Annotated in this window: 19 protein-coding genes and 1 riboswitch; of the genes, 13 read left to right on the top strand and 6 right to left on the bottom strand. The window is 66.5% G+C overall.

The features are described 5' to 3' along the window. Nucleotides 1–4 precede the first annotated feature (4 nt). The 6 genes from IB261_RS10885 to IB261_RS10860 all read left to right on the top strand — a co-directional run bounded on the left by IB261_RS10885 (nt 5) and on the right by IB261_RS10860 (nt 7,377). On the top strand, nt 5–550 hold the full coding sequence (locus IB261_RS10885) for a DUF4256 domain-containing protein (RefSeq protein ID WP_192210880.1): 546 nt from the start codon (nt 5–7) through the stop codon (nt 548–550). Nucleotides 551–701: 151 nt separating this feature from the next. After that, nucleotides 702–1,784, top strand: coding sequence for an efflux RND transporter periplasmic adaptor subunit (locus IB261_RS10880; RefSeq protein ID WP_192383137.1), 1,083 nt, complete (start codon nt 702–704; stop codon nt 1,782–1,784). After that, nucleotides 1,784–4,837, top strand: a complete 3,054-nt coding sequence (locus IB261_RS10875) for an efflux RND transporter permease subunit (RefSeq protein ID WP_192383138.1) — start codon at nt 1,784–1,786, stop codon at nt 4,835–4,837. The genes IB261_RS10880 and IB261_RS10875 overlap by 1 nt, the downstream gene beginning before the upstream one ends. An 84-nt stretch (nt 4,838–4,921) precedes the next feature. Next, a complete protein-coding gene (locus IB261_RS10870; protein ID WP_192383140.1) occupies nt 4,922–5,926 on the top strand; it encodes a GlxA family transcriptional regulator in 1,005 nt (334 codons plus the stop codon). A 29-nt stretch (nt 5,927–5,955) separates the two neighbouring features. Further along, on the top strand, nt 5,956–6,198 hold the full coding sequence (locus tag IB261_RS10865) for a DUF1272 domain-containing protein (protein WP_081516560.1): 243 nt from the start codon (nt 5,956–5,958) through the stop codon (nt 6,196–6,198). A 9-nt stretch (nt 6,199–6,207) separates the two neighbouring features. Continuing rightward, entirely contained in the window at nt 6,208–7,377 is a 1,170-nt protein-coding gene (locus tag IB261_RS10860; RefSeq protein ID WP_192383142.1) for an MFS transporter, read from the top strand. Between the two features lie 134 nt (nt 7,378–7,511). Here the strand turns inward: IB261_RS10860 and nfuA are convergent, their stop codons facing one another. After that, entirely contained in the window at nt 7,512–8,096 is a 585-nt protein-coding gene (gene nfuA, locus IB261_RS10855) for a Fe-S biogenesis protein NfuA (protein WP_045208304.1), read from the bottom strand. 184 nt (nt 8,097–8,280) lie between these two features. Continuing rightward, nucleotides 8,281–10,569, bottom strand: a complete 2,289-nt coding sequence (locus tag IB261_RS10850) for a fatty acid cis/trans isomerase (RefSeq protein WP_192383144.1) — start codon at nt 10,567–10,569, stop codon at nt 8,281–8,283. Between the two features lie 171 nt (nt 10,570–10,740). Between IB261_RS10850 and metH the strand changes: the two genes are divergently transcribed. Together metH and IB261_RS10840 are read left to right on the top strand one after the other, a co-directional pair. After that, nucleotides 10,741–14,433, top strand: a complete 3,693-nt coding sequence (gene metH / locus IB261_RS10845; protein WP_081516558.1) for a methionine synthase — start codon at nt 10,741–10,743, stop codon at nt 14,431–14,433. A gap of 185 nt (nt 14,434–14,618) precedes the next feature. Then, nucleotides 14,619–14,969, top strand: a complete 351-nt coding sequence (locus IB261_RS10840) for a 50S ribosome-binding protein YggL (protein ID WP_192383146.1) — start codon at nt 14,619–14,621, stop codon at nt 14,967–14,969. Nucleotides 14,970–15,036: 67 nt separating this feature from the next. Here the strand turns inward: IB261_RS10840 and IB261_RS10835 are convergent, their stop codons facing one another. From IB261_RS10835 to IB261_RS10820, 4 genes are all read right to left on the bottom strand, one after another. After that, a complete protein-coding gene (locus IB261_RS10835) occupies nt 15,037–15,396 on the bottom strand; it encodes a hypothetical protein (RefSeq protein WP_081516556.1) in 360 nt (119 codons plus the stop codon). A gap of 71 nt (nt 15,397–15,467) precedes the next feature. After that, complete coding sequence (locus IB261_RS10830) at nt 15,468–15,878, bottom strand: roadblock/LC7 domain-containing protein (protein ID WP_138216302.1); 411 nt, start codon at nt 15,876–15,878, stop codon at nt 15,468–15,470. Nucleotides 15,879–15,910: 32 nt separating this feature from the next. Continuing rightward, nucleotides 15,911–16,441 carry a GTP-binding protein gene (locus tag IB261_RS10825; RefSeq protein ID WP_192222972.1) on the bottom strand — a complete coding sequence of 177 codons (531 nt, stop codon included), beginning with the start codon at nt 16,439–16,441 and terminating at the stop codon, nt 15,911–15,913. Further along, the gene (locus IB261_RS10820; RefSeq protein WP_151186579.1) at nt 16,438–17,037 is read right to left on the bottom strand and encodes a hypothetical protein; all 600 of its coding nucleotides are present in this window, start codon (nt 17,035–17,037) and stop codon (nt 16,438–16,440) included. Before IB261_RS10820 ends, IB261_RS10825 begins: the two co-directional genes overlap by 4 nt. Before the next feature lie 121 nt (nt 17,038–17,158). Beyond that, nucleotides 17,159–17,246, bottom strand: a riboswitch (cyclic di-GMP riboswitch). A 230-nt stretch (nt 17,247–17,476) separates the two neighbouring features. On the opposite strand from IB261_RS10820, the gene IB261_RS10815 reads away from it, so the two are divergent. From IB261_RS10815 to IB261_RS10795, 5 genes are all read left to right on the top strand, one after another. Then, the gene (locus IB261_RS10815; protein ID WP_151186578.1) at nt 17,477–18,802 is read left to right on the top strand and encodes an MATE family efflux transporter; all 1,326 of its coding nucleotides are present in this window, start codon (nt 17,477–17,479) and stop codon (nt 18,800–18,802) included. A gap of 33 nt (nt 18,803–18,835) precedes the next feature. Further along, the gene (locus tag IB261_RS10810) at nt 18,836–19,051 is read left to right on the top strand and encodes a DUF2970 domain-containing protein (protein WP_045208331.1); all 216 of its coding nucleotides are present in this window, start codon (nt 18,836–18,838) and stop codon (nt 19,049–19,051) included. 315 nt (nt 19,052–19,366) lie between these two features. Further along, nucleotides 19,367–19,864, top strand: coding sequence for a PaaI family thioesterase (locus IB261_RS10805; protein ID WP_081516551.1), 498 nt, complete (start codon nt 19,367–19,369; stop codon nt 19,862–19,864). 261 nt (nt 19,865–20,125) lie between these two features. Then, a complete protein-coding gene (locus IB261_RS10800; protein WP_081516550.1) occupies nt 20,126–21,784 on the top strand; it encodes a nitrite/sulfite reductase in 1,659 nt (552 codons plus the stop codon). Further along, nucleotides 21,768–22,271, top strand: coding sequence for a DUF934 domain-containing protein (locus tag IB261_RS10795; RefSeq protein WP_081516549.1), 504 nt, complete (start codon nt 21,768–21,770; stop codon nt 22,269–22,271). Before IB261_RS10800 ends, IB261_RS10795 begins: the two co-directional genes overlap by 17 nt. Nucleotides 22,272–22,362: the final 91 nt, after the last annotated feature.

Below are 22,362 nucleotides of genomic sequence, written 5' to 3'. Positions count from 1 at the left end.
CAAGATGAATGCGAAACAGCACGACACCCTGCTGGCAACACTGCAGGCCCGCTTCGACCAGCACCCCGAACGCCACCAGGGCATCGACTGGGCGGACGTCCAGGCGCGCCTGAAGAGTGCCCCGGCCAAGCTCAAGGCGCTGGAGCAGATGGAAGCCACCGGTGGCGAGCCTGACGTGGTCGGCCGCGAGAGCGCCAGCGGCGCCATCCTGTTCTTCGACTGCTCCGCCGAGACCCCGACCGGGCGCCGCAGCCTCTGCTACGACCGCGAGGCGCTGGACGCCCGCAAGAAGGACAAGCCCGCCGGCTGCGCCACCGAGCTGGCCGCACAGATCGGCATCGAGCTGCTCGACGAGGCGCAGTACCGCCAGTTGCAGGAGCTGGGCAGCTTCGACCAGAAGACCTCCAGCTGGCTGCGCACCCCCGGCTCCATGCGCAAGCTGGACGGCGCGCTGTTCGGCGACCGCCGCTACGAGCGGGTCTTCACCTACCACAACGGCGTGCAGTCGTATTACGCGGCGCGGGGCTTTCGCGGCGTGCTGAAAGTCTGACGGAGGACTGGATGTAGTCCGTTTCTGAACGATTCCTGTACCGCCGCTGAACTTTCCCAGGGCCGCCCGGCGGCCCTTGATACAAGTCAGGCGGATTCCTCCGAGTGGCGCGCAGCCTTGTCGCATCCCACTCGATGACGAGGAATCTTCCGTGAAAACCCCCGCCTGCCTTCTGCTCGCCAGCCTGCTCGTCGGTTGCGGCCCGACGCCTTCGGTGCCGGCCGACAGCGTGCGCCCGGTGAAGCTCTACAGCGTGCCCGCCGCGGCTGCCGAAGGTGTGCGTCAGTTCCCCGGCCAACTGGTGGCCTCGGATGAAGTCGACCTGTCCTTCCGCCTCGCCGGGCATCTCAAGACCCTGGCGGTGAAGACCGGCCAGCGCGTGGAGCGCGGCCAGCTGATCGCCGAGCTGGATGATGCCGACCTGCGCCTGCGCCTGCGTGACCGCGAAGCCACTTTCAACCTGGCCCGCGCCCAGTACCAGCGCGTCGCCACGCTCAACGAGCGGCAACTGGTGGCCCGCGCCGAGCTGGACCAGCGCAAGGCCCAGCTGGACTCCGCCGAGGCCGCGCTGAAGCTGGCCCGCCAGGAGCTCGGCTATGCGCGCCTGACCGCGCCGTTCGAGGGCGTCATCGCCCAGCTGCCGGTGCAGAACCACCAGATGCTGCAACCCAAGCAGCCGGTGGCGATCCTGCAGTCCGCCGATACCTATGACGTGCAGTTCCAGCTGCCGGAAAGCCTGCTGGAACGCGTCAACGGCGCCAGCCTGCGCATTGACTACCAGCCCATCGTGCGCCTGGCCCGCGTGCCCGGGCGCGACTTCCTGGCGCAGTACAAGGAACACAGCACCCGCCCCGATCCGGCGACCCTGAGCTACACCGTCACCCTGACCCTGCAGCGGCCGAAGGACGTCACCCTGCTGCCGGGCATGAGCGCCACCGTCGAGGTGGACTTCGCCCAGCTCGGCCGCGACGCCCAGACCAGCCTGCGCGTCCCGGTGGAAGCAGTGTTCAGTGCTGACGACAGCGCGCCGGGCCAGAGCCAGGTGTGGGTGGTGAAAGGTACTGGCGATGCGCTGCACGTCGAGCGCCGCGCGGTGCAGCTCGGCCAGCCGGGCGCCGAGGGCATCCAGATCCTTTCCGGGCTCGAGCCGGGTGAGCATATAGTCGCCGCCGGCACTGCCGAGCTGCGCGAAGGCCAGCGCGTGCGCCCGTGGCAACGCGAACGGGGGCTGTGATGGATATCAGCGGCTACTTCATCCACAACAAGGTCAGCAGCTGGATCGTCATTCTCCTGCTGGCCCTCGGCGGCCTCTACGCGATCCTCGAGATCGGCCGCCTGGAAGACCCGGCCTTCACCGTGAAGACCGCCGTGGTCGCCACCCGCTATGCCGGCGCCTCGCCGCAACAGGTCGAGGAAGAGGTCACCTACCCGCTGGAAAACGCCATCCAGCAGCTGGCCTACGTCGACAAGCTCACCTCGATTTCCAGCGCCGGGCTGTCGCAGATCACCGTCAACGTGAAGCCGCAGTATCGCGCCGGCGAGCTGCCGCAGATATGGGACGAGCTGCGGCGCAAGGTCAACGACCTCGCCCCGCATCTGCCGCCGGGCGCTTCGCCGCCGCAGGTGAACGATGATTTCGGCGACGTCTACGGCATCCTCCTGTCGCTGTCCGGCGACGGCTATCGCTACCAGGAACTGCGCGACTACGCCGACTATCTGCGCCGCGAACTGGTGCTGGTGCCGGGCGTGAGCAAGGTGGTGGTTTCCGGGCTGCAGGCCGAGCAGGTCCAGGTGGAGGTCTCGCGGGAGAAGATGAACGCCATGGGCGTGCCGCTGCAGCGTCTGGCGGACCTGCTGAACCGGCAGAATGTGGTGTCCGACGCGGGCAGCCTGCGGGTCGGCAGCGAGAGCATCCGCCTGCATCCGACCGGCGAGTTCGCCGACGTCGGCGAGCTGGAGCGCCTGCTGGTCAGCGCGCCGGGCAGCGCCCAGTTGATCCGCCTGGGCGATATCGCCACGGTGAAGCGCGGCTTCACCGACACGCCCAGCCACCTCTGGCGCGCCGATGGCAAGCCGGCGCTGGCGCTGGGCATCGCCTTCGCCCCGCAGGTGAACGTGGTGAAAGTCGGCGACGCCGTGCACCAGCGCCTCGACCAACTGGAAAGCGAACGCCCGGCCGGCATGCAACTGACGCCCTTCTATGACCAGGCCGTGGAAGTGCACGGCGCGGTCAACGGCTTCCTGCTCAGCTTCGTCATCGCGCTGGCGATTGTCGTCGGCACCCTGCTGGTGTTCATGGGCCTGCGCAGCGGGCTGGTGATCGCCGGGGTGCTGGCGCTCAACGTGCTGGGCAGCCTGCTGCTGATGTACCTGCTGGGCATCGAGCTGCAGCGCATCAGCCTCGGCGCGCTGATCATTTCCCTGTGCATGCTGGTGGACAACGCCATCGTCGTGGTCGAGGGCGTGCTGGTCGGCCGCCTGCGCGGCCAGGGCATCGACGCCGCGATCCGCCATATCGTCCGCCTCACTGCCCTGCCCCTGCTTGGCGCCACGGTGATCGCGGTGCTGGCCTTCGCCCCCATCGGCCTGTCCGCGGACTCCACCGGCGAATACTGCCGCTCGCTGTTCGACGTGCTGCTGGTGTCGCTGCTGCTCAGCTGGGTCACCGCCATGACCCTGGCGCCGCTGCTCGCCCGCTGGGCCTTCGCCAAAATGCCGGTGAAGGCGGACAGCGCCGAGCCGCACGCCGGCTGGCTGTACCGTGCCTACCGCAGCCTGCTGGAAGCCTGCCTGCGCCAGCGCGCGCTGACCCTCGGCGTACTCGCCGTGGCGCTGGCCGCCTCGCTGCTGGGCTTCTCCCAGGTGCGGCAGAACTTCTTCCCGCCGGCCAACACGCCAATGTTCTTCGTCGACCTGTGGCTGCCCCAGGGCACCGCCATCGAGCACACCCGCGACCTGGCCGCCGAGATCGACCGGCACATCACCGCCCTGCCGGGCGTGGAGCGCACGGTCACCAGCATCGGCCAGGGCGCGCCGCGCTTCATCCTCACCTACGGCGCCGAGCGCCAGCACGCCAACTACGCCCAGGTGCTGGTGCGCACCGAGAACCGCGCGCAGATTCCGGGGCTGATCGCAGGCCTGCAGCACTACCTCGACGAGAACTACCCGCAGGTACAGACGGGGCTGAAGCGCCTGATGTTCGGCCCCTCCAACGGCAGCGCCATCGAAGTGCGCCTGACCGGCCCGGACCCGCAGGAGCTGCGCCGCCTCGGCGCGCAGGTGGGCGACATCCTCGCCGCCGACCCGGTGGCCACCGGCGTCAGCCACGACTGGCAGGCCCGTGCGCTGCTGGTCAGGCCGCAGTTCAATGAGGCCCGCGGCCGCGAGCTGGGCATCGACAAGCGCGACCTCGACAGCCTGCTGCGCATGAGCTTCAGCGGCCTGACCGTAGGCCTCTACCGCGACGGCACCCAGCAGATGCCGATCGTCGTGCGCGAACGCGACGTGGACGCCGGGCAGATCAACGACCTGATGCTGTGGAGCCCGGTGAGCCAGCGCTACCTGCCCATCGAGCAGGTGGTCGGCGGTTTCGACAGCGTCTGGGAGGACCCGCTGATCCTGCGCGAGGACCGCAAGCGCACGCTGACGGTGATGGCCGACGTCGCCCCGCAGAGCGGCGAGACCTCCTCGCAACTGCTGAATCGGGTGCGCCCGCAGATCGAGGCGCTGACCCTGCCGCCGGGCTACGAGCTGGCCTGGGGCGGCGACGTGGAAAGCTCCAGCGACGCCCGCAACGGCGTGCTCGGCAGCCTGCCCATGGCCTTCCTGGCGATGTTCATCATCACCGTGCTGATGTTCTCCTCGCCGCGCAAGGCGCTGCTGATCTGGCTGACCGTGCCGCTGGCGATGATCGGCGTGACGCTGGGCTTCCTGCTCACCGGCATCCCCTTCGGCTTCATGGCCCTGCTGGGGCTGCTGAGCCTGTCCGGCATGCTGGTGCGCAACGGCATCGTGCTGCTGGAAGAAGTGGACAACCTCGCCGAAAGCGGCCAGCCGCCCCGCGAGGCACTGGTGAACGCTGCCTGCGCGAGGCTGCGGCCGATCTGCCTGACCGCGCTGACTACCATCCTCGGCCTGGCGCCGCTGCTGCTGGACGCCTTCTTCCAGAGCATGTCGGTGGTGATCATGTTCGGCCTGGGTTTCGCCACGCTGCTGACGTTGATCGTGCTGCCGGTGCTGTACGCCAGCGCCTACCGCCTCGGCGGTTCGAAGGTGACTGCCCACTGATTTGGCAAGATCCGTGGGGTGACTGACGTTGCCGCCAGCGTCGGTCACCGCCACACTCGTGGCATCCAATGAACGAGCCTTGCCATGGAATCGCCACGCCGTATCGCCTGCCTGCTCTACCCCGAGGTCATGAGCCTGGACATCACCGGGCCGCTGCAGGTGTTCGCCTCCGCGAACGTCGAGCGCCAGCGCCAGGGCCTGGCGCCGCTCTACGAGCTGCTGGTGCTGGGCGAACAGGCCGGACCGGTGGCGACCTCGGCTGGCATCCGCATCTGCGCCGACCAGGCGTGGCGCGAAGTCGATCCCTCGAGCCTGGATACCCTGCTGGTCCCCGGCGGGCTGGGCGTACCGGAGCAATGCGGGAACAGCGAGCTGCTGCACTGGCTGGCAGCCGCCGAACCGCAGGTGCGCCGCCTCGGCTCGGTGTGCTCCGGTGCGCTGATCCTCGCCGCCGCCGGCGTGCTCAATGGCCGCCCGGCCACCACCCACTGGGCGGATGTCGACGAACTGTGCGCCGGCTTCCCCGAAGTGCTGGTCCAGGGCGACCGCCTGCACACCTACGACCCGCAGCGCCGCGACGGCGACGATCACGTGTTCACCTCGGCGGGCGTCACCGCCGGTATCGACCTTGCCCTGGCGCTGGTGGAGGCCGACCTCGGTCGAGCGCTGGCCCTGGCGGTCGCACGGCGACTGGTGATGTTCCTCAAGCGTCCCGGCGGGCAGGCGCAGTTCAGCCACTGGCTGACCCCGGAGCCGACCCGCACGCCAAGGCTGGCCGCGCTGCTGGAGTGGATTCCAGCGCACCTGGGCACCGACCTGTCGCTGGAAGCCCTGGCCGAGCAGGCCTGCATGAGCCCGCGCACGCTCTCGCGGGTGTTCATCAACGAACTGGGCATGGGGCCCGGCCGTTACGTCGAGCGGGTGCGCCTGGAAGCGGCTCGGGCGCTGCTGCAGGACGCCCAGGCGTCGATCAGCACGGTGTCGCGGCTGTGCGGTTTCGGTCATCCGGAAAACCTGCGCCGCACCTTCCACAAGCACCTGGCGATCAGCCCGCAGGAATACGCCGAGCGCTTCGGCCAGTTGCACTGACAACGACGACCACCCAAAGGAAGATTGCCATGCTCGAACTCCGCCCCGGCTGCGAGTGCTGCGACCGCGACCTGCCCGGCGACAGCGCCGACGCCCGCATCTGCAGCTTCGAATGCACCTTCTGCACCGACTGCGCCGAGCAGGTGCTGAAAGGCCAATGCCCGAACTGCGGCGGTGAGCTGGTGCCGCGTCCGCGCCGCCCGCTGGCGAAGCTGGCGGCCAATCCGGCCTCGACCCAGCGGGTGCTCAAGCCCAACGGCTGCCAGGGCTGAGGACGGACCATGCTGCTGCGCACCCCGGCAATCCGCCTGCTGTTCACCAGCCAGGCGCTGTACTGGTCCTGCTCGCTGATCGGTATCACCCTCACCTCGCTGGTGGGCGCCCAGCTCGCTCCGCTCAACAGCCTGGCCACGCTGCCCCTGGCGATCCTGGTGCTGGGCAATCTGCTGGCGGTGCAGCCGCTGTCGCTGTTCATGCAGCGCCACGGGCGCCGGCGCGGCCTGCTGCTGGGCGCCGCCTGCGGCGTGCTCGGCGGCCTGCTCTGCGCGCTGGGAGTGTGGCTGGCGGATTTCCTGCTGTTCTGTCTCGGCGCGCTGCCCATCGGCGCGTACCAGGCCTCGGCGATGTACTACCGCTTTGCCGCGCTGGAGGCGGTCGATGAAACCCACAAGGGCCGTGCGACGGCCTATGTGATCGGCGGCGGCGTGCTCGCGGCACTGCTGGCGCCGAGCCTCGCCCTGTGGTCGCGCAACGCCCTGCCCGCTCCTTTCGTGGGTTCCTATCTGGCGATCGCCGTCCTGGCGCTGGTCGCCATCGCCGTGCTCAGCCGTCTGCCGGAGGGTGCGGCGCCCGCGCCATCCACCGGAGGCTGGAAAGTGATGCGCGAGCTGCTGGCGCGCCCGGCGGTCCGCGCGGCCATGGCCTGCACCGCCGCCGGCCACGGGCTGATGATCCTGATCATGAACGCCACGCCGCTGGCGATGAGCTTCTGTGGGCTGCCGCTGGAGCGCTCGGTGAGCGTGATCCAGTGGCATGTGCTGGGGATGTTCCTGCCCGCCTTCGTCGCCGGTCCGCTGGTAGACAGATTGGGCGGGCGCCGGGTGGCCTGGGTCGGCATGGCGTTACTGGCGGTGAGCGCGGCGGTGGCCCTGAGCGGGCAGTCGGTGGCGCAGTTCCTGGTCAGCTCGCTGCTGCTGGGTATGGGCTGGAACCTGATGCTGGTGGCAGGCACCACACTGCTTGCCTTTGGCCACACGCCCCAGGAGCGCGGCCATGCGCAGGGCCTGATGGAGCTGGGCAATGGCAGCCTGGCGGCGCTTATGTCCTTCAGCTCCGGCGCGCTGATCACCAGCGTCGGCTGGAGCGCGGTGAACCTGCTGGTGTGGCCGGTGCTGCTGGTGGCGCTGGTGATGGTCTGGTCGGGGCGCAGGGAATTGGCGGCCGCTTCGTAGGGCGCATAACCCGGAACGGGTTATCCGCCGCATTGGCGGATAACGCTTGAGGCGTTATGCGCCCTACGACTGCGTGGAAGTCCACCAATGAAAAAGGCGACCCGAAGGTCGCCTTTTCGCTGCCAGACGCCGACTCAGTAGTAGGCGTTCTCGCGGTTGCTGTGGTCGGTGACGTCACGCACGCCCTTCAGCTCCGGGATGCGCTCGATCAGGGTCTTCTCGACGCCATCCTTCAAGGTCATCTCGACCGCGCCGCAGCCCTGGCAACCACCGCCGAAACGCAGCACGGCGATGTTGTCCTCGACCACGTCCACCAGGCTCACCTGGCCGCCATGGCTGGCAAGCCCTGGGTTGATCTCGGTCTGCAGGTAGTAGTTGATGCGCTCGGTGATCGGACTGTCTTCGTTGACCATCGGTACCTTGGCGTTGGGCGCCTTGATGGTCAGCTGGCCGCCCATGCGGTCGGTGGCGTAATCGACCACGGCGTCGTCCAGGAACGGCTCGCTGATGGCGTCGATGTAGGCGGTGAAGGCTTTCAGGCCGACCGGGGTGTCTTCCGGCTTCTGCTCGCCCGGCTTGCAATAGGCGATGCAGGTTTCGGCGTACTGGGTGCCCGGCTGGGTGATGAAGATGCGAATGCCGATGCCGGGAGTGTCCTGCTTGGACAGCAGCTCGGCCAGGTAATCCTGTGCGGCTTCGGTGATGGTGATAGCGCTCATGGCAACTCCTCGCAAACGTGGCGCCAGTTTACGCCATTCGGGGGGACGGGATAAAGCCCTACCGTTTTAGTAGGAATAATTCGCAGCTGGATGGACAGCAGGTAACTCCCTGCAGGATGGGCGGGGGCGCCTGGCCCATGCCCGCGATCACGGGCATGGGCCGTTCCTACAAAGAGCGTACCGGTCAGAGGTTCTCGTAGCGGTTCATGTCCAGCACGCCCGCTTCCACCGGCTCGGTTTCGCGCAGGTAAGCGTCCAGGTCATGGAAGTAGAACCAGAACTGCGGGTGGCTGCGGCGAATGCCCCAGCGGTCGGCGACCTTCTCGAAGTCCGCCGCGCTCTTCACCTGCTCCAGCGCGGCGACGAAATCGCTCACCTCGGCGGCCTTCAGGTTGAACATGAAGTTCGGGTAGCTCGACAGCACGCCGGGGTAGATGGTCAGGGTGTCCAGCCCCGGCTGGTAGCGCAGGGATTCGCCCGCAATGAAAGCGACGTTGCTGTGCGCGCGGTTGCGCAGCACGGTGTAGATCTCGCGCTCGCCGTCGGGCAGTTCCACACGCAGGATGGTCGCCTCGGGGAACTGGTCGATCACCGGCAACCCGGCGGCCGGACGGCTGACCAGCCGGCTGAAGGCCTGCTCGGCGTCCTGCAGCGGCGCCGCCACGGTGTTGCGGTAGCAGGCACCGTTCTCACACAGGTTGATCGGGTCGGGCCGCGCATTGAGCGCCACGTAGTTCTTCAGCAACTGCTTGGCGAAGGCCAGCTTGGCGCCCTTTTCCGGCAGGAACAGGCCGGTCGGCTGGTCACTGTCATTGCTGTAGTAGTCGGCCCACATCTTGATTTTCCCGCTGTTCTGGTACCAGTCGTCGAGCAGCTTCTTGCGTGCGCCGACAGGCATCAGCCGCAGGAAGTTCTGTTCGGCGCCGTTGCGGATCAGGTCGAAGTACAACCGCGTCTGCGCCTGGTGGGCGACGTTGCCGAACACGTCGAAATTCACCACCAGCCCGTAGTAGGTGCGCTCCAGCAGCGGGTAGTCGAGCCACCAGATGGTCTGCGGCACGCCGCCGATCAGGCCCTTGCGCACCGAAGCGCTGTCGTACTGGCGGAAGATGCTCAGCACGGCATTGTCGTTGCCGGCCCAGATATCGGCCCAGGTCGGCGTCGGCGCATCGTCGTAGACGTCCTGGCGCAGCTCTTCGTACTGGTTGCGCTTGTCGCGGTAGGAACGCCACTGCGACAGCATGGCGCCCACGTCATCGATCTGCCCCGGCAGCGCCAGCAGCGGCGAGGCCTGGCGCTGGAATTTCGGGTCGGTGACATAGAGGTCGTGGTCCGGGTCCTGGAACAGCGCCCAGAAATTGTCGCGGATCACATCGGTGGCGATCTGCCCGCGGCACACCGGACCGCGAATGAAGGTGCGGACAAAGTACTCGGCATTGTCGAGCATGAACTGGTAGCGCGCCCGCGCCGGGATCGCCTCGAAGGTCACGAAAGGATTGGCGCGGTGCTGCAGGCCGTAGCCCGGTACCTTGTCGGTGTTCCAGTCGCTGCCGTAGAACAGCTCCTGGTTGCGCTTGAGGCGTGCCTCGTTGAGCGGATAGGTGATGTGCGTCTTGTGCACGATCACGCCCTGGATGGGCCACAGGCGGTAGTAGAAGGTATTGCCCGGATCGTCGTTGGGCCGACGCGTGGCGATAGGGTCGATGGGCTGGCCGCTGGGCGTGCGCGAACGCACCAGCTGGAAGAAATGCCCCGGCTCGCCGCGTTCGGTGAAGTACAGGTGGGCAAGGAACAGGTGCTCGTAGATCCAGCGCTGCACCAGGCTCTGGCGCGCGCCGGGCTGGTTGAGGAAGGCTTCCCAGTCGGCGATCTGCGCGGCCTCGCCGGCGCCCGCCTGCCAGGCCTTTTCGTCCACCGGCGCGCCCTGGGCCAGCCAGGTCTTGATGGTCGACAACTGCTTGTCGCTCAGGCCGGTGACGGCGAACGGCATGCCGCTGCGAGGATTTTTGGCAGCGAAGTCGTCGATGGAATCGGGTGTCGGGCACTGGTTGGTGCGGTTGATCGACAGGTCCAGCCCGTCGGGAATCTTCGCGTTGGGCACCAGCGGATGCTCATGTCCAAGGTCGATCATCCGCGCCATCAGCGCCGCCTGGCTGCCGCGGCCGTCGAGCACCGACCAGAAGTCCTTGCGCCGCCAGGCATCCGCGCCCTGGGCGTCGAGGAACAGCCGCGTCGGGTCCTGCGCCTTGCTGCGCCCACCGTCGTAGACCGGCAGCTTGTTCGCCCCGCGCTGCGCGCCTTCGGCGGCCGTCAGGTTGAGCTGGCAAGGCGAGTCGTAGCAGGCGTGGCAGGCCACGCACTTCTCGGTGAAGATCGGCTGGATGTCCCTGGTGTAGGACAGCCCTCCCGCCAGGGCCTGCGCCGAAAACGCCAGGGATGCGATGAGCAACGTGAAACGGGCTCGCAGGGACATGAAGGACTCCGGACATCAGAATGGAGCGGATTCTAGCGGGAGTACCGGCGCAATGCGCTCCAACCAAAGGCGGAACATGAGGAATCTTCATGTAAAACCGCGCCCGGTCAAATTTCCTGCAGCTTTGTTATCATCAGCGACCTTTCGTCACGCCTTTTTCCGAGAATTCCAATGATCGACCGTGCCGCACGCCTGCAAGCCCTCCAGCAAGCCCTCAAGGAGCGCATCCTGATCCTCGATGGCGGCATGGGCACCATGATCCAGAGCTACAAGCTGCAGGAAGAGGACTACCGTGGCGCGCGCTTCGCCGACTGGCCGAGCGACGTGAAGGGCAACAACGACCTGCTGCTGCTCAGCCGCCCGGACGTCATCCAGGCCATCGAGAAGGCCTACCTCGACGCCGGTGCCGACATCCTCGAGACCAACACCTTCAACGCCACCCGCGTGTCCCAGGCGGACTACGACATGCAGGAACTGGCCTACGAGATGAACGTCGAGGGCGCGCGCCTGGCCCGTGAAGTGGCCGACGCCAAGACCGCCGAAACCCCCGACCGCCCGCGCTTCGTCGCCGGCGTCCTCGGCCCGACCAGCCGCACCTGCTCGATCTCCCCGGACGTCAACGACCCGGGCTTCCGCAACGTCACCTTCGACGAGCTGGTGGAGAACTACAGCGAATCGACTCGCGGCCTGATCGAGGGCGGCGCGGACCTGATCCTGATCGAGACCATCTTCGACACCCTCAACGCCAAGGCGGCTATCTTCGCCGTGCAGGGCGTCTATGAAGAGCTGGGCGTCGAGCTGCCGATCATGATCTCCGGCACCATCACCGACGCTTCCGGCCGCACCCTGTCGGGCCAGACCACCGAAGCCTTCTGGAACTCGGTAAGCCACGCCAACCCGATCTCCGTCGGCCTGAACTGCGCCCTCGGCGCGAAAGAGCTGCGCCCGTACCTGGAAGAGCTGTCGAACAAGGCCGGCACCCACGTCTCCGCGCACCCCAACGCCGGTCTGCCCAACGCCTTCGGCGAATACGACGAGACCCCGGCGGAAATGGCCGTGGTCGTGGAAGAGTTCGCCGCGTCGGGCTTCCTCAACATCATCGGCGGTTGCTGCGGCACCACGCCTGGGCACATCGAAGCCATCGCCAAGGCCGTGGCCAAGTACGCGCCGCGTGCGATTCCGGAAATCCCCCGCGCCTGCCGCCTGTCCGGCCTCGAGCCGTTCACCATCGACCGCAATTCGCTGTTCGTGAACGTCGGCGAGCGCACCAACATCACTGGCTCGGCCAAGTTCGCCCGCCTCATTCGCGAGGAGAACTACGCCGAAGCGCTGGAAGTGGCGCAGCAGCAGGTGGAAGCCGGCGCCCAGGTGATCGACATCAACATGGACGAGGGCATGCTGGATTCGAAGGCCGCCATGGTCCGGTTCCTCAACCTGATCGCCTCCGAGCCGGACATCTCCCGCGTGCCGATCATGATCGACTCCTCCAAGTGGGAAGTGATCGAGGCAGGCCTGAAGTGCATCCAGGGCAAGGGCATCGTCAACTCCATCTCCATGAAGGAAGGCGTCGAGCAGTTCAAGCACCACGCCCGTCTCTGCAAGCGCTATGGCGCCGCCGTGGTGGTGATGGCCTTCGACGAAGCCGGCCAGGCCGACACCCAGGCGCGCAAGGAAGAAATCTGCCAGCGTTCCTACGACATCCTGGTCAACGAAGTGGGCTTCCCGCCGGAAGACATCATCTTCGACCCGAACATCTTCGCGGTCGCCACCGGCATCGAGGAACACAACAACTACGCGGTCGACTTCATCGAGGCGTGCGCCTACATCCGCGACAACCTCCCCTACGCCCTGACTTCGGGCGGGGTGTCCAACGTGTCGTTCTCGTTCCGCGGCAACAACCCGGTGCGCGAAGCGATCCACTCGGTATTCCTCTACTACGCCATCCAGAACGGCCTGACGATGGGCATCGTCAACGCCGGCCAGCTGGAGATCTACGACGAGATCCCGCAGGAACTGCGCGACAAGGTCGAGGACGTGGTGCTCAACCGCAGCCCGGACGCAACCGAGGCCTTGCTCGCTATCGCGGACAACTACAAGGGCGGCGGCGCGGTCAAGGAAGTGGAAGACGAAGAGTGGCGCAGCCACAGCGTCGAGAAGCGCCTGGAGCATGCACTGGTCAAGGGCATCACCACCTTCATCGTCGAGGACACCGAGGAGTGCCGGCAGAAGTGCGCGCGCCCCATCGAGGTCATCGAGGGCCCGCTGATGAACGGCATGAACGTGGTCGGCGACCTGTTCGGCGCCGGCAAGATGTTCCTTCCGCAGGTGGTGAAGTCCGCCCGCGTGATGAAGCAGGCGGTGGCCCACCTGATCCCCTTCATCGAAGCCGAGAAAGGCGACAAGCCCGAGGCCAAGGGCAAGATCCTCATGGCCACGGTGAAGGGCGACGTGCACGACATCGGCAAGAACATCGTCGGCGTGGTGCTGGGCTGCAACGGCTATGACATCGTCGACCTGGGCGTGATGGTCCCGGCCGAGAAGATCCTGCAGACCGCCCGCGAGCAGAAGTGCGACATCATCGGCCTGTCCGGCCTGATCACCCCGTCGCTGGACGAGATGGTCCACGTCGCCAAGGAAATGCAGCGGCAGAACTTCCACCTGCCCCTGCTGATCGGCGGCGCCACCACCTCCAAGGCGCACACTGCGGTGAAAATCGACCCGCAGTACAGCAACGACGCCGTGGTCTACGTGACCGACGCCTCCCGCGCAGTGGGCGTGGCGACCACCCTGCTGTCGAAGGAAATGAAGCCCGAGTACACCCGCAAGCTGCGCGAGGAGTACGCGGAAGTCCGCGAGCGCACCGCCAACCGCAGCGCACGCACCGAGCGCCTGAGCTACGAACAGGCCATCGCCGCCAAGCCGAAGTTCGACTGGGCCGGCTACCAGCCGCCGGTGCCGAGCTTCACCGGCGTCAAGGTGCTGGATGACATCGACCTCAACGTGCTGGCCGAGTACATCGACTGGACGCCCTTCTTCATCTCCTGGGACCTGGCCGGCAAGTACCCGCGCATCCTCACCGACGAAGTCGTGGGCGAAGCGGCGACCAGCCTGTTCAACGACGCCCAGGCGATGCTCAAGAAGCTGATCGGCGAGAAACTCATTCGCGCCAAGGCAGTCTTCGGCTTCTGGCCGGCCAACCAGGTGCACCACGACGACCTGGAAGTCTACGGTGACGATGGCCACAAGCTGGCTACCCTGCACCACCTGCGCCAGCAGACCATCAAGCCCGACGGCAAGCCGAACTTCAGCCTGGCCGACTTCGTCGCGCCGAAGGACAGCGGCGTGAAGGACTACGTCGGCGGCTTCATCACCACCGCCGGCATCGGCGCCGAGGAAGTGGCCAAGGCCTACGAGGCCAAGGGCGACGACTACAACGCGATCATGGTCAAGGCCCTGGCCGACCGCCTCGCCGAAGCCTGCGCCGAATGGCTGCACCAGCGTGTGCGCAAGGAATACTGGGGCTACCAGCCCGAGGAGCACCTGGACAACGAGGCGCTGATCAAGGAGCAGTACGTCGGTATCCGCCCGGCGCCCGGCTACCCGGCCTGCCCGGACCACACCGAGAAAGGCACGCTGTTCAAGCTGCTCGACCCGAAGGGCCTGTCCGGCGTGACCCTGACCGAGCACTTCGCCATGTTCCCCGCCGCCGCCGTCAGCGGCTGGTACTTCGCCCACCCGCAGGCGCAGTACTTCGCCGTGGGCAAGGTCGACAAGGACCAGATCGAACGCTACAGCGTGCGCAAGGACCAGGAAATCACTACCAGCGAACGCTGGCTGTCGCCGAATCTGGGCTACGACAACTGAGCACCCCATGTCGCGACCGGGCCCGCCCGGCGCGACATCCTCGTCAGGGCTTGCAACTGCCCGGGCAAAACCTTCGCTGCACTTGCGGCGCAGATGCGGGATAATCCCGCCATCCTGGGTACCCCCGGGCCACAACGGACCGAAGCCGGCCACCCGCCAGGCTTCCGCTGACGAGAGCAATGCGAATGAAATACCTCACCCCCGAACAGATGGCCAAACCGCGCAAGCGCCGCCTGCTGAAGAAACTGCGCCTGGCCGAGTTCCAGGAATTCGGCTTCAGCCTGGAAGTGAACTACAGCGGCGACCTGGATGACGTGCTCGACCAGTGGATCGCCTTCGTCGAGTCCGAGGGCTGGGTCTTCGTCGGCGGCGCCACCGAAGCCGGCGAGTTCACCGGCTACCTGTGCCTGAACGCCGTCGGCAGCCTGACCGAAGCCGACCGCGAGACCACCCGCCTGTGGCTGGAAAAGCAGTCCTGGGCCAAGTCCTTCGAGCTGGGCGAGCTGAGCGACTGCTGGCACGGTCTGTTCGAGTAATACCCGCACCAAAGGAAACGTGGGCAAGCCTCCCCGGCAAGCCCACGCTTTCACCCCGCCCTTTTCGTTACATCGCCATCTGCCCCTCCACCTCCTGCAGCTTGCGCCGGGCCAGCGCCAGATTGGCTTTCACCTTGTCCAGCACGTAGTACATGAACACGCCTTCATGCTTCGCCATGGGGCGGATGATGTGGTACTGGCGGCCCAGGGTGATGAGGATGTCCTCGATCACATCGTTGAGCGCCAGCGACTTCATGGTCTTGAGCTTGGCGCGGACCACCTCGGTGTTACCCGCTGCCGCCAGTTCCAGGTCCACGCCGCCACCCGCCTGCCCGAGCAGCATGCCGCTCTTGGCATCCACCACGGCCGACGCCAGGGCACCATCCAGGTTCAGCAGTTCGTCCAGCGATTGTTGCAGTGCTGCCATAGCGATTACTCCTTGAGTGCGCGTCCTGTTGTAGGGGCCCCGCAGCCGCGCGCGCCGCGAAGCCTTTTGTCTCAGCCGGCCAGCGACAGATCCGCCAGCCGTGTTGCCGTGCGTTTTGCCTGGTAGAGCACCTGGCCGAGCATCTCCTCGCGGTCGGCGACCAGGTTGAGGATCATCGGGTGGCTCGGGTGCGGGATGTCGACGATGACGATGTAGCCTTCGCTCGCCTCGACGATCACGTTCTGGTGCGGCCCGACTTCGCTCTCCTGGCCGACCATCGCACCCAGGGCAGAGATCGAGCAGGCCATCGCCGCCAGCTTGGAAACCTCCAGCCCCTTGCCGGCGCGGGAGGCGACTTCGAAACCATCGGTGGTGGCAATCACCGCCGCGCTCAGCCGGCCGAGGCTGGCGCCCAGTTCGTCCAGCGCCAGCTCGGCGTCGTGGCGCAGTCTTTCCGGCAGGCTCATCAGGGCATGTTCCATGGTCGACTCCAGTCGGTGGCGAACGTCAGGCCTCAGGCCGCCGTGCATTCCAGTTGCAGCAGGAGCAGGTCGAGCAGCAGCCGCACCTCCTCCGCTTCGCGTACGTCCACCTCGATCACCGGGAAGCTGTATCCGGCCTGCGCCAGGGCGGCGGCGTAGTCGTCCAGGCCGGGATGGGGATTACCCGGCAGGCGGCCGACACCGATCACACAGGGCGCGCGGCCGATACAATCGGCGAAGCCGTCGAGGTAGACGCGCAGGTCGCCCAGCGGGTCTGGCCGCGAGTTGTCGATCAGGATCACCAGCCCGAGCGCACCTCGGGCGAGGATTCCCCACATGAAGGCGAAGCGCGCCTGGCCTGGGGTGCCGTACAGGCGCAGGCGCTCTTCCGGGCCGAGGACCACTTCGCCGTAGTCCAGGCCGACCGTGGTGCGCGCCTTGTCCAGGCTCGGGTCGTTGTTCTGCACATCGGTGCTGACCGGGTCGATATCGCTGATCGCGGCGATGGCGGTGGTCTTGCCGGCGCCCATGGTGCCGGTGAAGAGGATCTTGTATTCCCTCATCGGCTGGCCTCCGCAGTACCGCCCAGACCGAGATGACGACGGATGCGCGCCAGCAGGCCGATGGGCGCTGCGGTTTGCTGCGCGGGCGCAGCAGGCATGGCCTCGACGGGTTGAAGCATCTGCTGGGCGTCCATCAGGCGGACGAAGCTTTCCGCCACCTGGCGCGGCACGCCGGAGCGCTCGCACAACTCATCCAGGCTCATGGCCCGCGCGCAGAGCAGTGTGGCCAGGCGCACGTAGCGATGCTCACCCTTGAGCAAGGAAGCCGCCGGCCAGTGCTTCAGGCGCAGCGCTCCGCCAGGAGTCTCCACTGGCCGGTGACCGATGGCACGGGCGGCGCGCTCAAGACAGTCGAAGACTTCACTGGCACGCAGTGGCCAATGGACCCAGAGCGGCTCGCCTTCGGCGGTGCGCAACTGGACGCGGGGCTCGCCTTCCTCCCCCTCGACCAGCAGATCGGCCGGGCCATCGACATACGCCCAGCTCGCCAGCGTGCGACCGCTGAGCAGGCCGACAATGGATTTGAAAACCACCTGATCCCGCAACGCCATCCGGGCGAACCCGTAGGTGTAGTGAACCTGATACGGCTGATTCATCGGCGCGCTCCCTTGGGCCAACAAACACCATCAACCTGCACGGGTTGATCAGGAGGCTCACCGGGACGTTGGAAGATGCCGAGCGCAAGCTCGCAGAAGGCGCGGACGAACGTCCGGCCTGCTTGGCAACCCCGCGGTCATGGCCCTTTCGGGCTGTAGATCGGTGGCTTTGCGTCCCTGGCTTTCGCACAGGTTTGCCCTGGTCAATTGAGTCTCAGCGTAGTACGCCGATCTCGTTCGCCAAGGCGAAAAAACGTGACGCGCCTCACACAAATATCGGAAATATCGCCGGAACAACTTCGCAATATTCGTAGGCATACTCCGTTCTAAAAGGGGGCGGGAAGCGCTCCCTTCGGCTAGGATTTCCTGCAGCGAAGCCCTACCGGCACGGGCCCGCCGGATGTCCAGAACAGGCCGGAGCTTACTGCCCAGAGACGCCATGCTAGAGCGCCAGCGGTTCCAGAATATTCTCAGCCTGGGCTTGCCGATCATCGGCGGGATGCTCAGTCAGAGCCTGCTTAACCTGGTGGATGCGGCCATGGTCGGCCACCTCGGGGAAAAGTCCCTCGCCGGGGTCGGCATCGGCAGTTACGCCAACTTCGTCGCCATCTCGCTGGTGATGGGCCTGGGCGCAGGCGTGCAGGCACTGGTGGCGCGCCGGCGGGGTGAAGGCCGCAACGCCGAGCTCGCCGCTCCGTTGAACTGCGGGCTGCTGGTGGCGCTGGGCCTGTCGCTGCCGATCACGCTGATCTGCCTGTTGTTCGCCGAGCCCATTGTCCGCGCTCTGTCCAACGACCCCGAGGTGCTCGCGGTCGGTATTCCCTACTTCGAATGGCGCGCCTTGTCGGTGCTAGCCGTCGGCCTGAACTTCTCCTTCCGCGGCTACTGGAACGGCACCCGGCGCTCGGGCATGTACATGCGAACCCTGGTGGTGATGCACCTGGCCAACGCGGCGATCAGCTACAGCCTGATCCACGGCCTGTTCGGCCTGCCCCGGATGGGCGCGGTGGGCAGCGGCCTGGGCACCACGCTGGCGCTGTACCTCGGCTCGCTGATCTACGCCTGGATCACCTGGCGCGACGCCCGCGCCCAGGGCTTCCACCCGCGCCTGCCAAGCGAAAGGGACATCCGCACGCTGCTGCGCCTGTCGCTGCCCAACTCGTTGCAGCAGTTCTTCTTCGCCGCCGGCATCACCCTGCTGTTCTGGATCATCGCCCAGGTCGGCACCCGCGAGCTGGCAGTGGCCCACGTGCTGATCAACCTGGCGCTGTTCCTGATCCTGCCCGGCGTCGGCCTGGGCATGGCGGCCACCACGCTGGTCAGCCAGAGCATGGGCGAGCGCGACTTCGACAGCGCGCACCGCTGGGGCTGGGACGTGGTGAAGGTGGCGGCCTGCGGCCTGGCACTGCTGGGCGCGCCGTTCTGGATCTTCCCCGAAGCCATCCTGCGGCTGTTCGTCAGCGATCCTGCGCTGATCGAACTGGGCCGGGTGCCGCTGATGCTCACCGGCATGGGCATGGTGATCGATGCCACCGCGCTGGTACTGACCCAGGCGCTGCTGGGCGCAGGCGCCGTGCGCACGGTGATGGCGGTCAGCCTGGGCAACCAGTGGCTGTTCTTCCTGCCGCTGGCCTACCTGGTCGGCCCGGTGCTGGGCGGCGGGCTGCTGGCGATCTGGAGCATGCAGATACTCCAGCGAGGGCTGGCCTCGGCGATCTTCGCGGTGATGTGGCAGAAGCGCCAGTGGACGCAGATCGAACTCTAACGTCTAGGATTGGATGCAAAAGGAGGACGAACGATGGACGAGCAACAGAACAAGCCGCCGAGCTTCTGGCAGATGCTCCACAGCGTGCTGGCCGCGGCCTTCGGCGTACAGAGCGGGCGCAACCGCGCGCGCGACTTCACCCACGGCAAGCCCAGTCATTTCATCGCCATGGGCATTCTCTTCACGCTGGTCTTCGTGTTGCTGCTCTACGGGCTGGTGCAGTTGGTGCTGCATTTCGCCGGGCTGTAGAAAAGCCGGCCGGGAAGTGAGGTACCGGGCGGGCCGCAGCGCGACCCGCCGGCACCGCTGTCACTGGTGGCTGACCCAGAATACGGCGGTCGCGACCACCAGCAGGATCAGGATGAATGCGGCGCGGGCATCGACGACGCTGTCGCTGGTCTTGCTGGACGTTTCTTCGCTCATGCTTCCCCCATCTTCTCGTTATTGGCTGAAGGACCACAGCCCAGAGTTAAGACCAGCCCGGCCCGCAGCTCAAGGAACCGCCCCTTTCCGCCACTGCGCAAATGCCGTTAGGCTGCTGGCTCCATAAGAACAAGCGAGTGGATGAAGCACGTGGACTCACTGCAAGACACTGTCGCGCCGGAAGGCGTCTGCTACGGCTGCGGCGGCAGCAACCCGCACGGACTGCACATCAAGAGCCGCTGGCACGAGGACGGCATCCACGTCGTCGCCGAACACCTGCCCGAAGCCAAGTACTGCGGCTGGCCGGAACTGGTCTACGGCGGCCTGATCGCCATGCTGGTGGACTGCCACTCGAACTGGACCGCCATGGCCTACCACTACCGCGCCGAAGGCCGCGAGCCGGGCAGCCTGCCGCGCATCGACTGCGTCACCGGCAACCTCGGTATCAAGTACATCAAGCCGACGCCCATGGGCGTGCCGCTGACCCTGAAGGCCCATGTAGAAGGTGAAGTCGGACGCAAGAGCCGGATCATCTGCGAGGTCTACGCCGGGGACGTGCTGACCTGCGTCGGCGACTCGATCTTCGTCCGCGTCGACACCTCACAATTGCGCGACGCTGCCCACGGCCGGGATGCCTGATCGGCTCCCGTTGCGCCGCCGCCCATAGCCCGGCGAAGCGGCGCAACGGAGCAACGGCCGTCCTGCTTCAAGTCCCCGTCCCGCCTGTGTTTCAGGCCTGGCGCGACTTATACCCGAAAGTTCTCGCCATATACTCAAACATCACTTTTGCGCATATTCCCGAACTGGTATCGTGCGCCCCACTCCGCGTGGAGCGCGTTGCCGTGCGCGCTGGGATACGCAATACGCCCTGAGCGCTATAGCCTGACAGCAGGATGATTCATGTACGTATATGACGAATACGATCAGAGGATCGTAGAAGATCGCGTCAAGCAGTTCCGCGATCAGACCCACCGTTACCTGGCGGGTGAACTGACCGGCGAGGAATTCCGCCCGCTGCGTCTGCAGAATGGCCTGTACATCCAGCGCTACGCGCCCATGCTGCGAGTGGCTGTGCCTTACGGCCTGCTGTCCTCCCGGCAGGTCCGCAAGCTGGCGCAGATCGCCCGCGACTACGACAAGGGCTACGCGCATATCAGCACCCGCCAGAACGTGCAGTACAACTGGCCGGAACTGGAAGACGTGCCGGAAATCCTCGCCGAACTGGCCACCGTGCAGATGCACGCGATCCAGACCAGCGGCAACTGCATCCGCAACACCACCACCGACCAGTTCGCCGGCGTCGCCCGCGATGAACTCGTGGACCCGCGCCCCTGGTGCGAGATCATCCGCCAGTGGTCGACCTTCCACCCCGAATTCGCCCACCTGCCGCGCAAGTTCAAGATCGCCGTCAACGGCGCCGTGAGCGACCGTGCGGCCATCGAGGTGCACGACATCGGTCTGGAAGCGGTGCAGAACGAAGCCGGCGAGCTGGGCTTCCGCGTCTCCGTCGGCGGCGGCCTGGGCCGTACCCCGATCGTCGGCAGCTTCATCAATGAATTCCTGCCTTGGCAGCACCTGCTGTCCTACCTGGACGCCATCCTGCGCGTGTACAACCGCTATGGCCGTCGGGACAACAAGTACAAGGCGCGCATCAAGATCCTGGTCAAGGCGCTGACGCCGGAAGTCTTCGCCCAGAAGGTCGACGCCGAATGGGCGAACCTGAAGGACGGCCCGAGCACCCTGACCGACGCCGAGCTGCAGCGCGTGGCTGCGCACTTCGTCGATCCGGCCTACCAGGCCCTGGAAGACCAGGACGCCACCCTCGCCCAGCTGGACGCCGAGAACCCCGGCTTCGCCCGCTGGCGCACCCGCAACACCTTCGCCCACAAGAAGCCCGGCTACGTCGCCGTGACCCTGTCGCTCAAGCCCACCGGCGTGGCGCCTGGCGACATCACCGACAAGCAGCTGGACGTGGTCGCCGACCTGGCCGACCGCTACAGCTTCGGCGAAGTGCGCAACAGCCATAACCAGAACATCATCCTCGCCGACGTCGAGCAGGCGCAGCTGTTCACCCTCTGGGGCGAACTGCGCGAGAACGGTTTCGCGACCCCGAACGTGGGCCTGCTGACCGACCTCATCTGCTGCCCGGGCGGCGACTTCTGCTCCCTGGCCAACGCCAAGTCGCTGCCGGTGGCCGAAGCCATCCAGCGTCGCTTCGATGACCTGGACTACCTGTTCGACATCGGCGACCTCGACCTCAACATCTCCGGCTGCATGAACGCCTGCGGCCACCACCACGTGGGCCACATCGGCATCCTCGGCGTGGACAAGAAGGGCGAGGAGTTCTACCAGGTCTCCCTCGGCGGCAGCGCCAGCCGTGAGGCGAGCCTCGCGCAGATCCTCGGCCCGTCGTTCGCCCAGGACCAGATGGCCGACGTGATCGAGAAGATCATCAAGGTCTACGTGGAACAGCGCACCGAAGAGGAACGTTTCCTCGATACCTACCGTCGCATCGGCATCGACCTCTTCAAGGAGCGCGTATATGCAGCGAATCATTAAGAACCGCGAGGTCGTCGACGATCGCTGGCACCTGCTGCCCAAGGACGCGACCCTCGAGACCGTGCCCAACTGCGACGACGTGATCATCCCGCTGAACCTGTGGCTGGAACACGGCCCTGCGCTGCGCGGCCGTGACGGCGGCCTGGGCGTGTGGCTGGACGCGGACGAAGAGCCCGAAGCCATCGCGCAAGACCTGGACAAGTTCAAGGTCATCGCCGTGAACTTCCCCGCCTTCACCGACGGCCGCGGCTTCAGCACCGCGCGCCTGCTGCGCGAGCGCTTCGGCTACAAGGGCGAAGTGCGCGCCATCGGCGACGTGCTGCGTGACCAGCTGTTCTTCATGCAGAGCTGCGGCTTCGACGCCTACGCCATCCGCGCCGACCGCGACCCGCAAGCGGCGCTGGCCGGTCTGGATGACTTCTCCGAGGTCTACCAGACCTCGGTGACCCAGCCGCAACCGCTGTTCCGTCGCCGTCAGCTCGCCTGATTCAGCGACAGGAAAAAGCCCCGCACTGCGGGGCTTTTTCATTTCTGCTCGGCACGGTTTCTCGCAGGGCGCCTATCGCGCCAGCGTTATC

The sequence above is a fragment of the Pseudomonas sp. PDM20 genome, assembly GCF_014852575.3.
GTDB lineage: Bacteria > Pseudomonadota > Gammaproteobacteria > Pseudomonadales > Pseudomonadaceae > Pseudomonas.
This window is presented reverse-complemented; position numbering and strand designations above follow the sequence as displayed.

Coding starts and splice junctions, on each gene's coding strand:
- IB261_RS10885 (WP_192210880.1), top strand. CDS start 5: ATGAATGCGAAACAGCACGACACCCTGCTGGCAACACTGCAGGCCCGC.
- IB261_RS10875 (WP_192383138.1), top strand. CDS start 1,784: ATGGATATCAGCGGCTACTTCATCCACAACAAGGTCAGCAGCTGGATC.
- IB261_RS10870 (WP_192383140.1), top strand. CDS start 4,922: ATGGAATCGCCACGCCGTATCGCCTGCCTGCTCTACCCCGAGGTCATG.
- IB261_RS10865 (WP_081516560.1), top strand. CDS start 5,956: ATGCTCGAACTCCGCCCCGGCTGCGAGTGCTGCGACCGCGACCTGCCC.
- IB261_RS10860 (WP_192383142.1), top strand. CDS start 6,208: ATGCTGCTGCGCACCCCGGCAATCCGCCTGCTGTTCACCAGCCAGGCG.
- nfuA (WP_045208304.1), bottom strand. CDS start 8,096: ATGAGCGCTATCACCATCACCGAAGCCGCACAGGATTACCTGGCCGAG.
- IB261_RS10850 (WP_192383144.1), bottom strand. CDS start 10,569: ATGTCCCTGCGAGCCCGTTTCACGTTGCTCATCGCATCCCTGGCGTTT.
- metH (WP_081516558.1), top strand. CDS start 10,741: ATGATCGACCGTGCCGCACGCCTGCAAGCCCTCCAGCAAGCCCTCAAG.
- IB261_RS10840 (WP_192383146.1), top strand. CDS start 14,619: ATGAAATACCTCACCCCCGAACAGATGGCCAAACCGCGCAAGCGCCGC.
- IB261_RS10835 (WP_081516556.1), bottom strand. CDS start 15,396: ATGGCAGCACTGCAACAATCGCTGGACGAACTGCTGAACCTGGATGGT.
- IB261_RS10830 (WP_138216302.1), bottom strand. CDS start 15,878: ATGGAACATGCCCTGATGAGCCTGCCGGAAAGACTGCGCCACGACGCC.
- IB261_RS10825 (WP_192222972.1), bottom strand. CDS start 16,441: ATGAGGGAATACAAGATCCTCTTCACCGGCACCATGGGCGCCGGCAAG.
- IB261_RS10820 (WP_151186579.1), bottom strand. CDS start 17,037: ATGAATCAGCCGTATCAGGTTCACTACACCTACGGGTTCGCCCGGATG.
- IB261_RS10815 (WP_151186578.1), top strand. CDS start 17,477: ATGCTAGAGCGCCAGCGGTTCCAGAATATTCTCAGCCTGGGCTTGCCG.
- IB261_RS10810 (WP_045208331.1), top strand. CDS start 18,836: ATGGACGAGCAACAGAACAAGCCGCCGAGCTTCTGGCAGATGCTCCAC.
- IB261_RS10805 (WP_081516551.1), top strand. CDS start 19,367: ATGAAGCACGTGGACTCACTGCAAGACACTGTCGCGCCGGAAGGCGTC.
- IB261_RS10800 (WP_081516550.1), top strand. CDS start 20,126: ATGTACGTATATGACGAATACGATCAGAGGATCGTAGAAGATCGCGTC.
- IB261_RS10795 (WP_081516549.1), top strand. CDS start 21,768: ATGCAGCGAATCATTAAGAACCGCGAGGTCGTCGACGATCGCTGGCAC.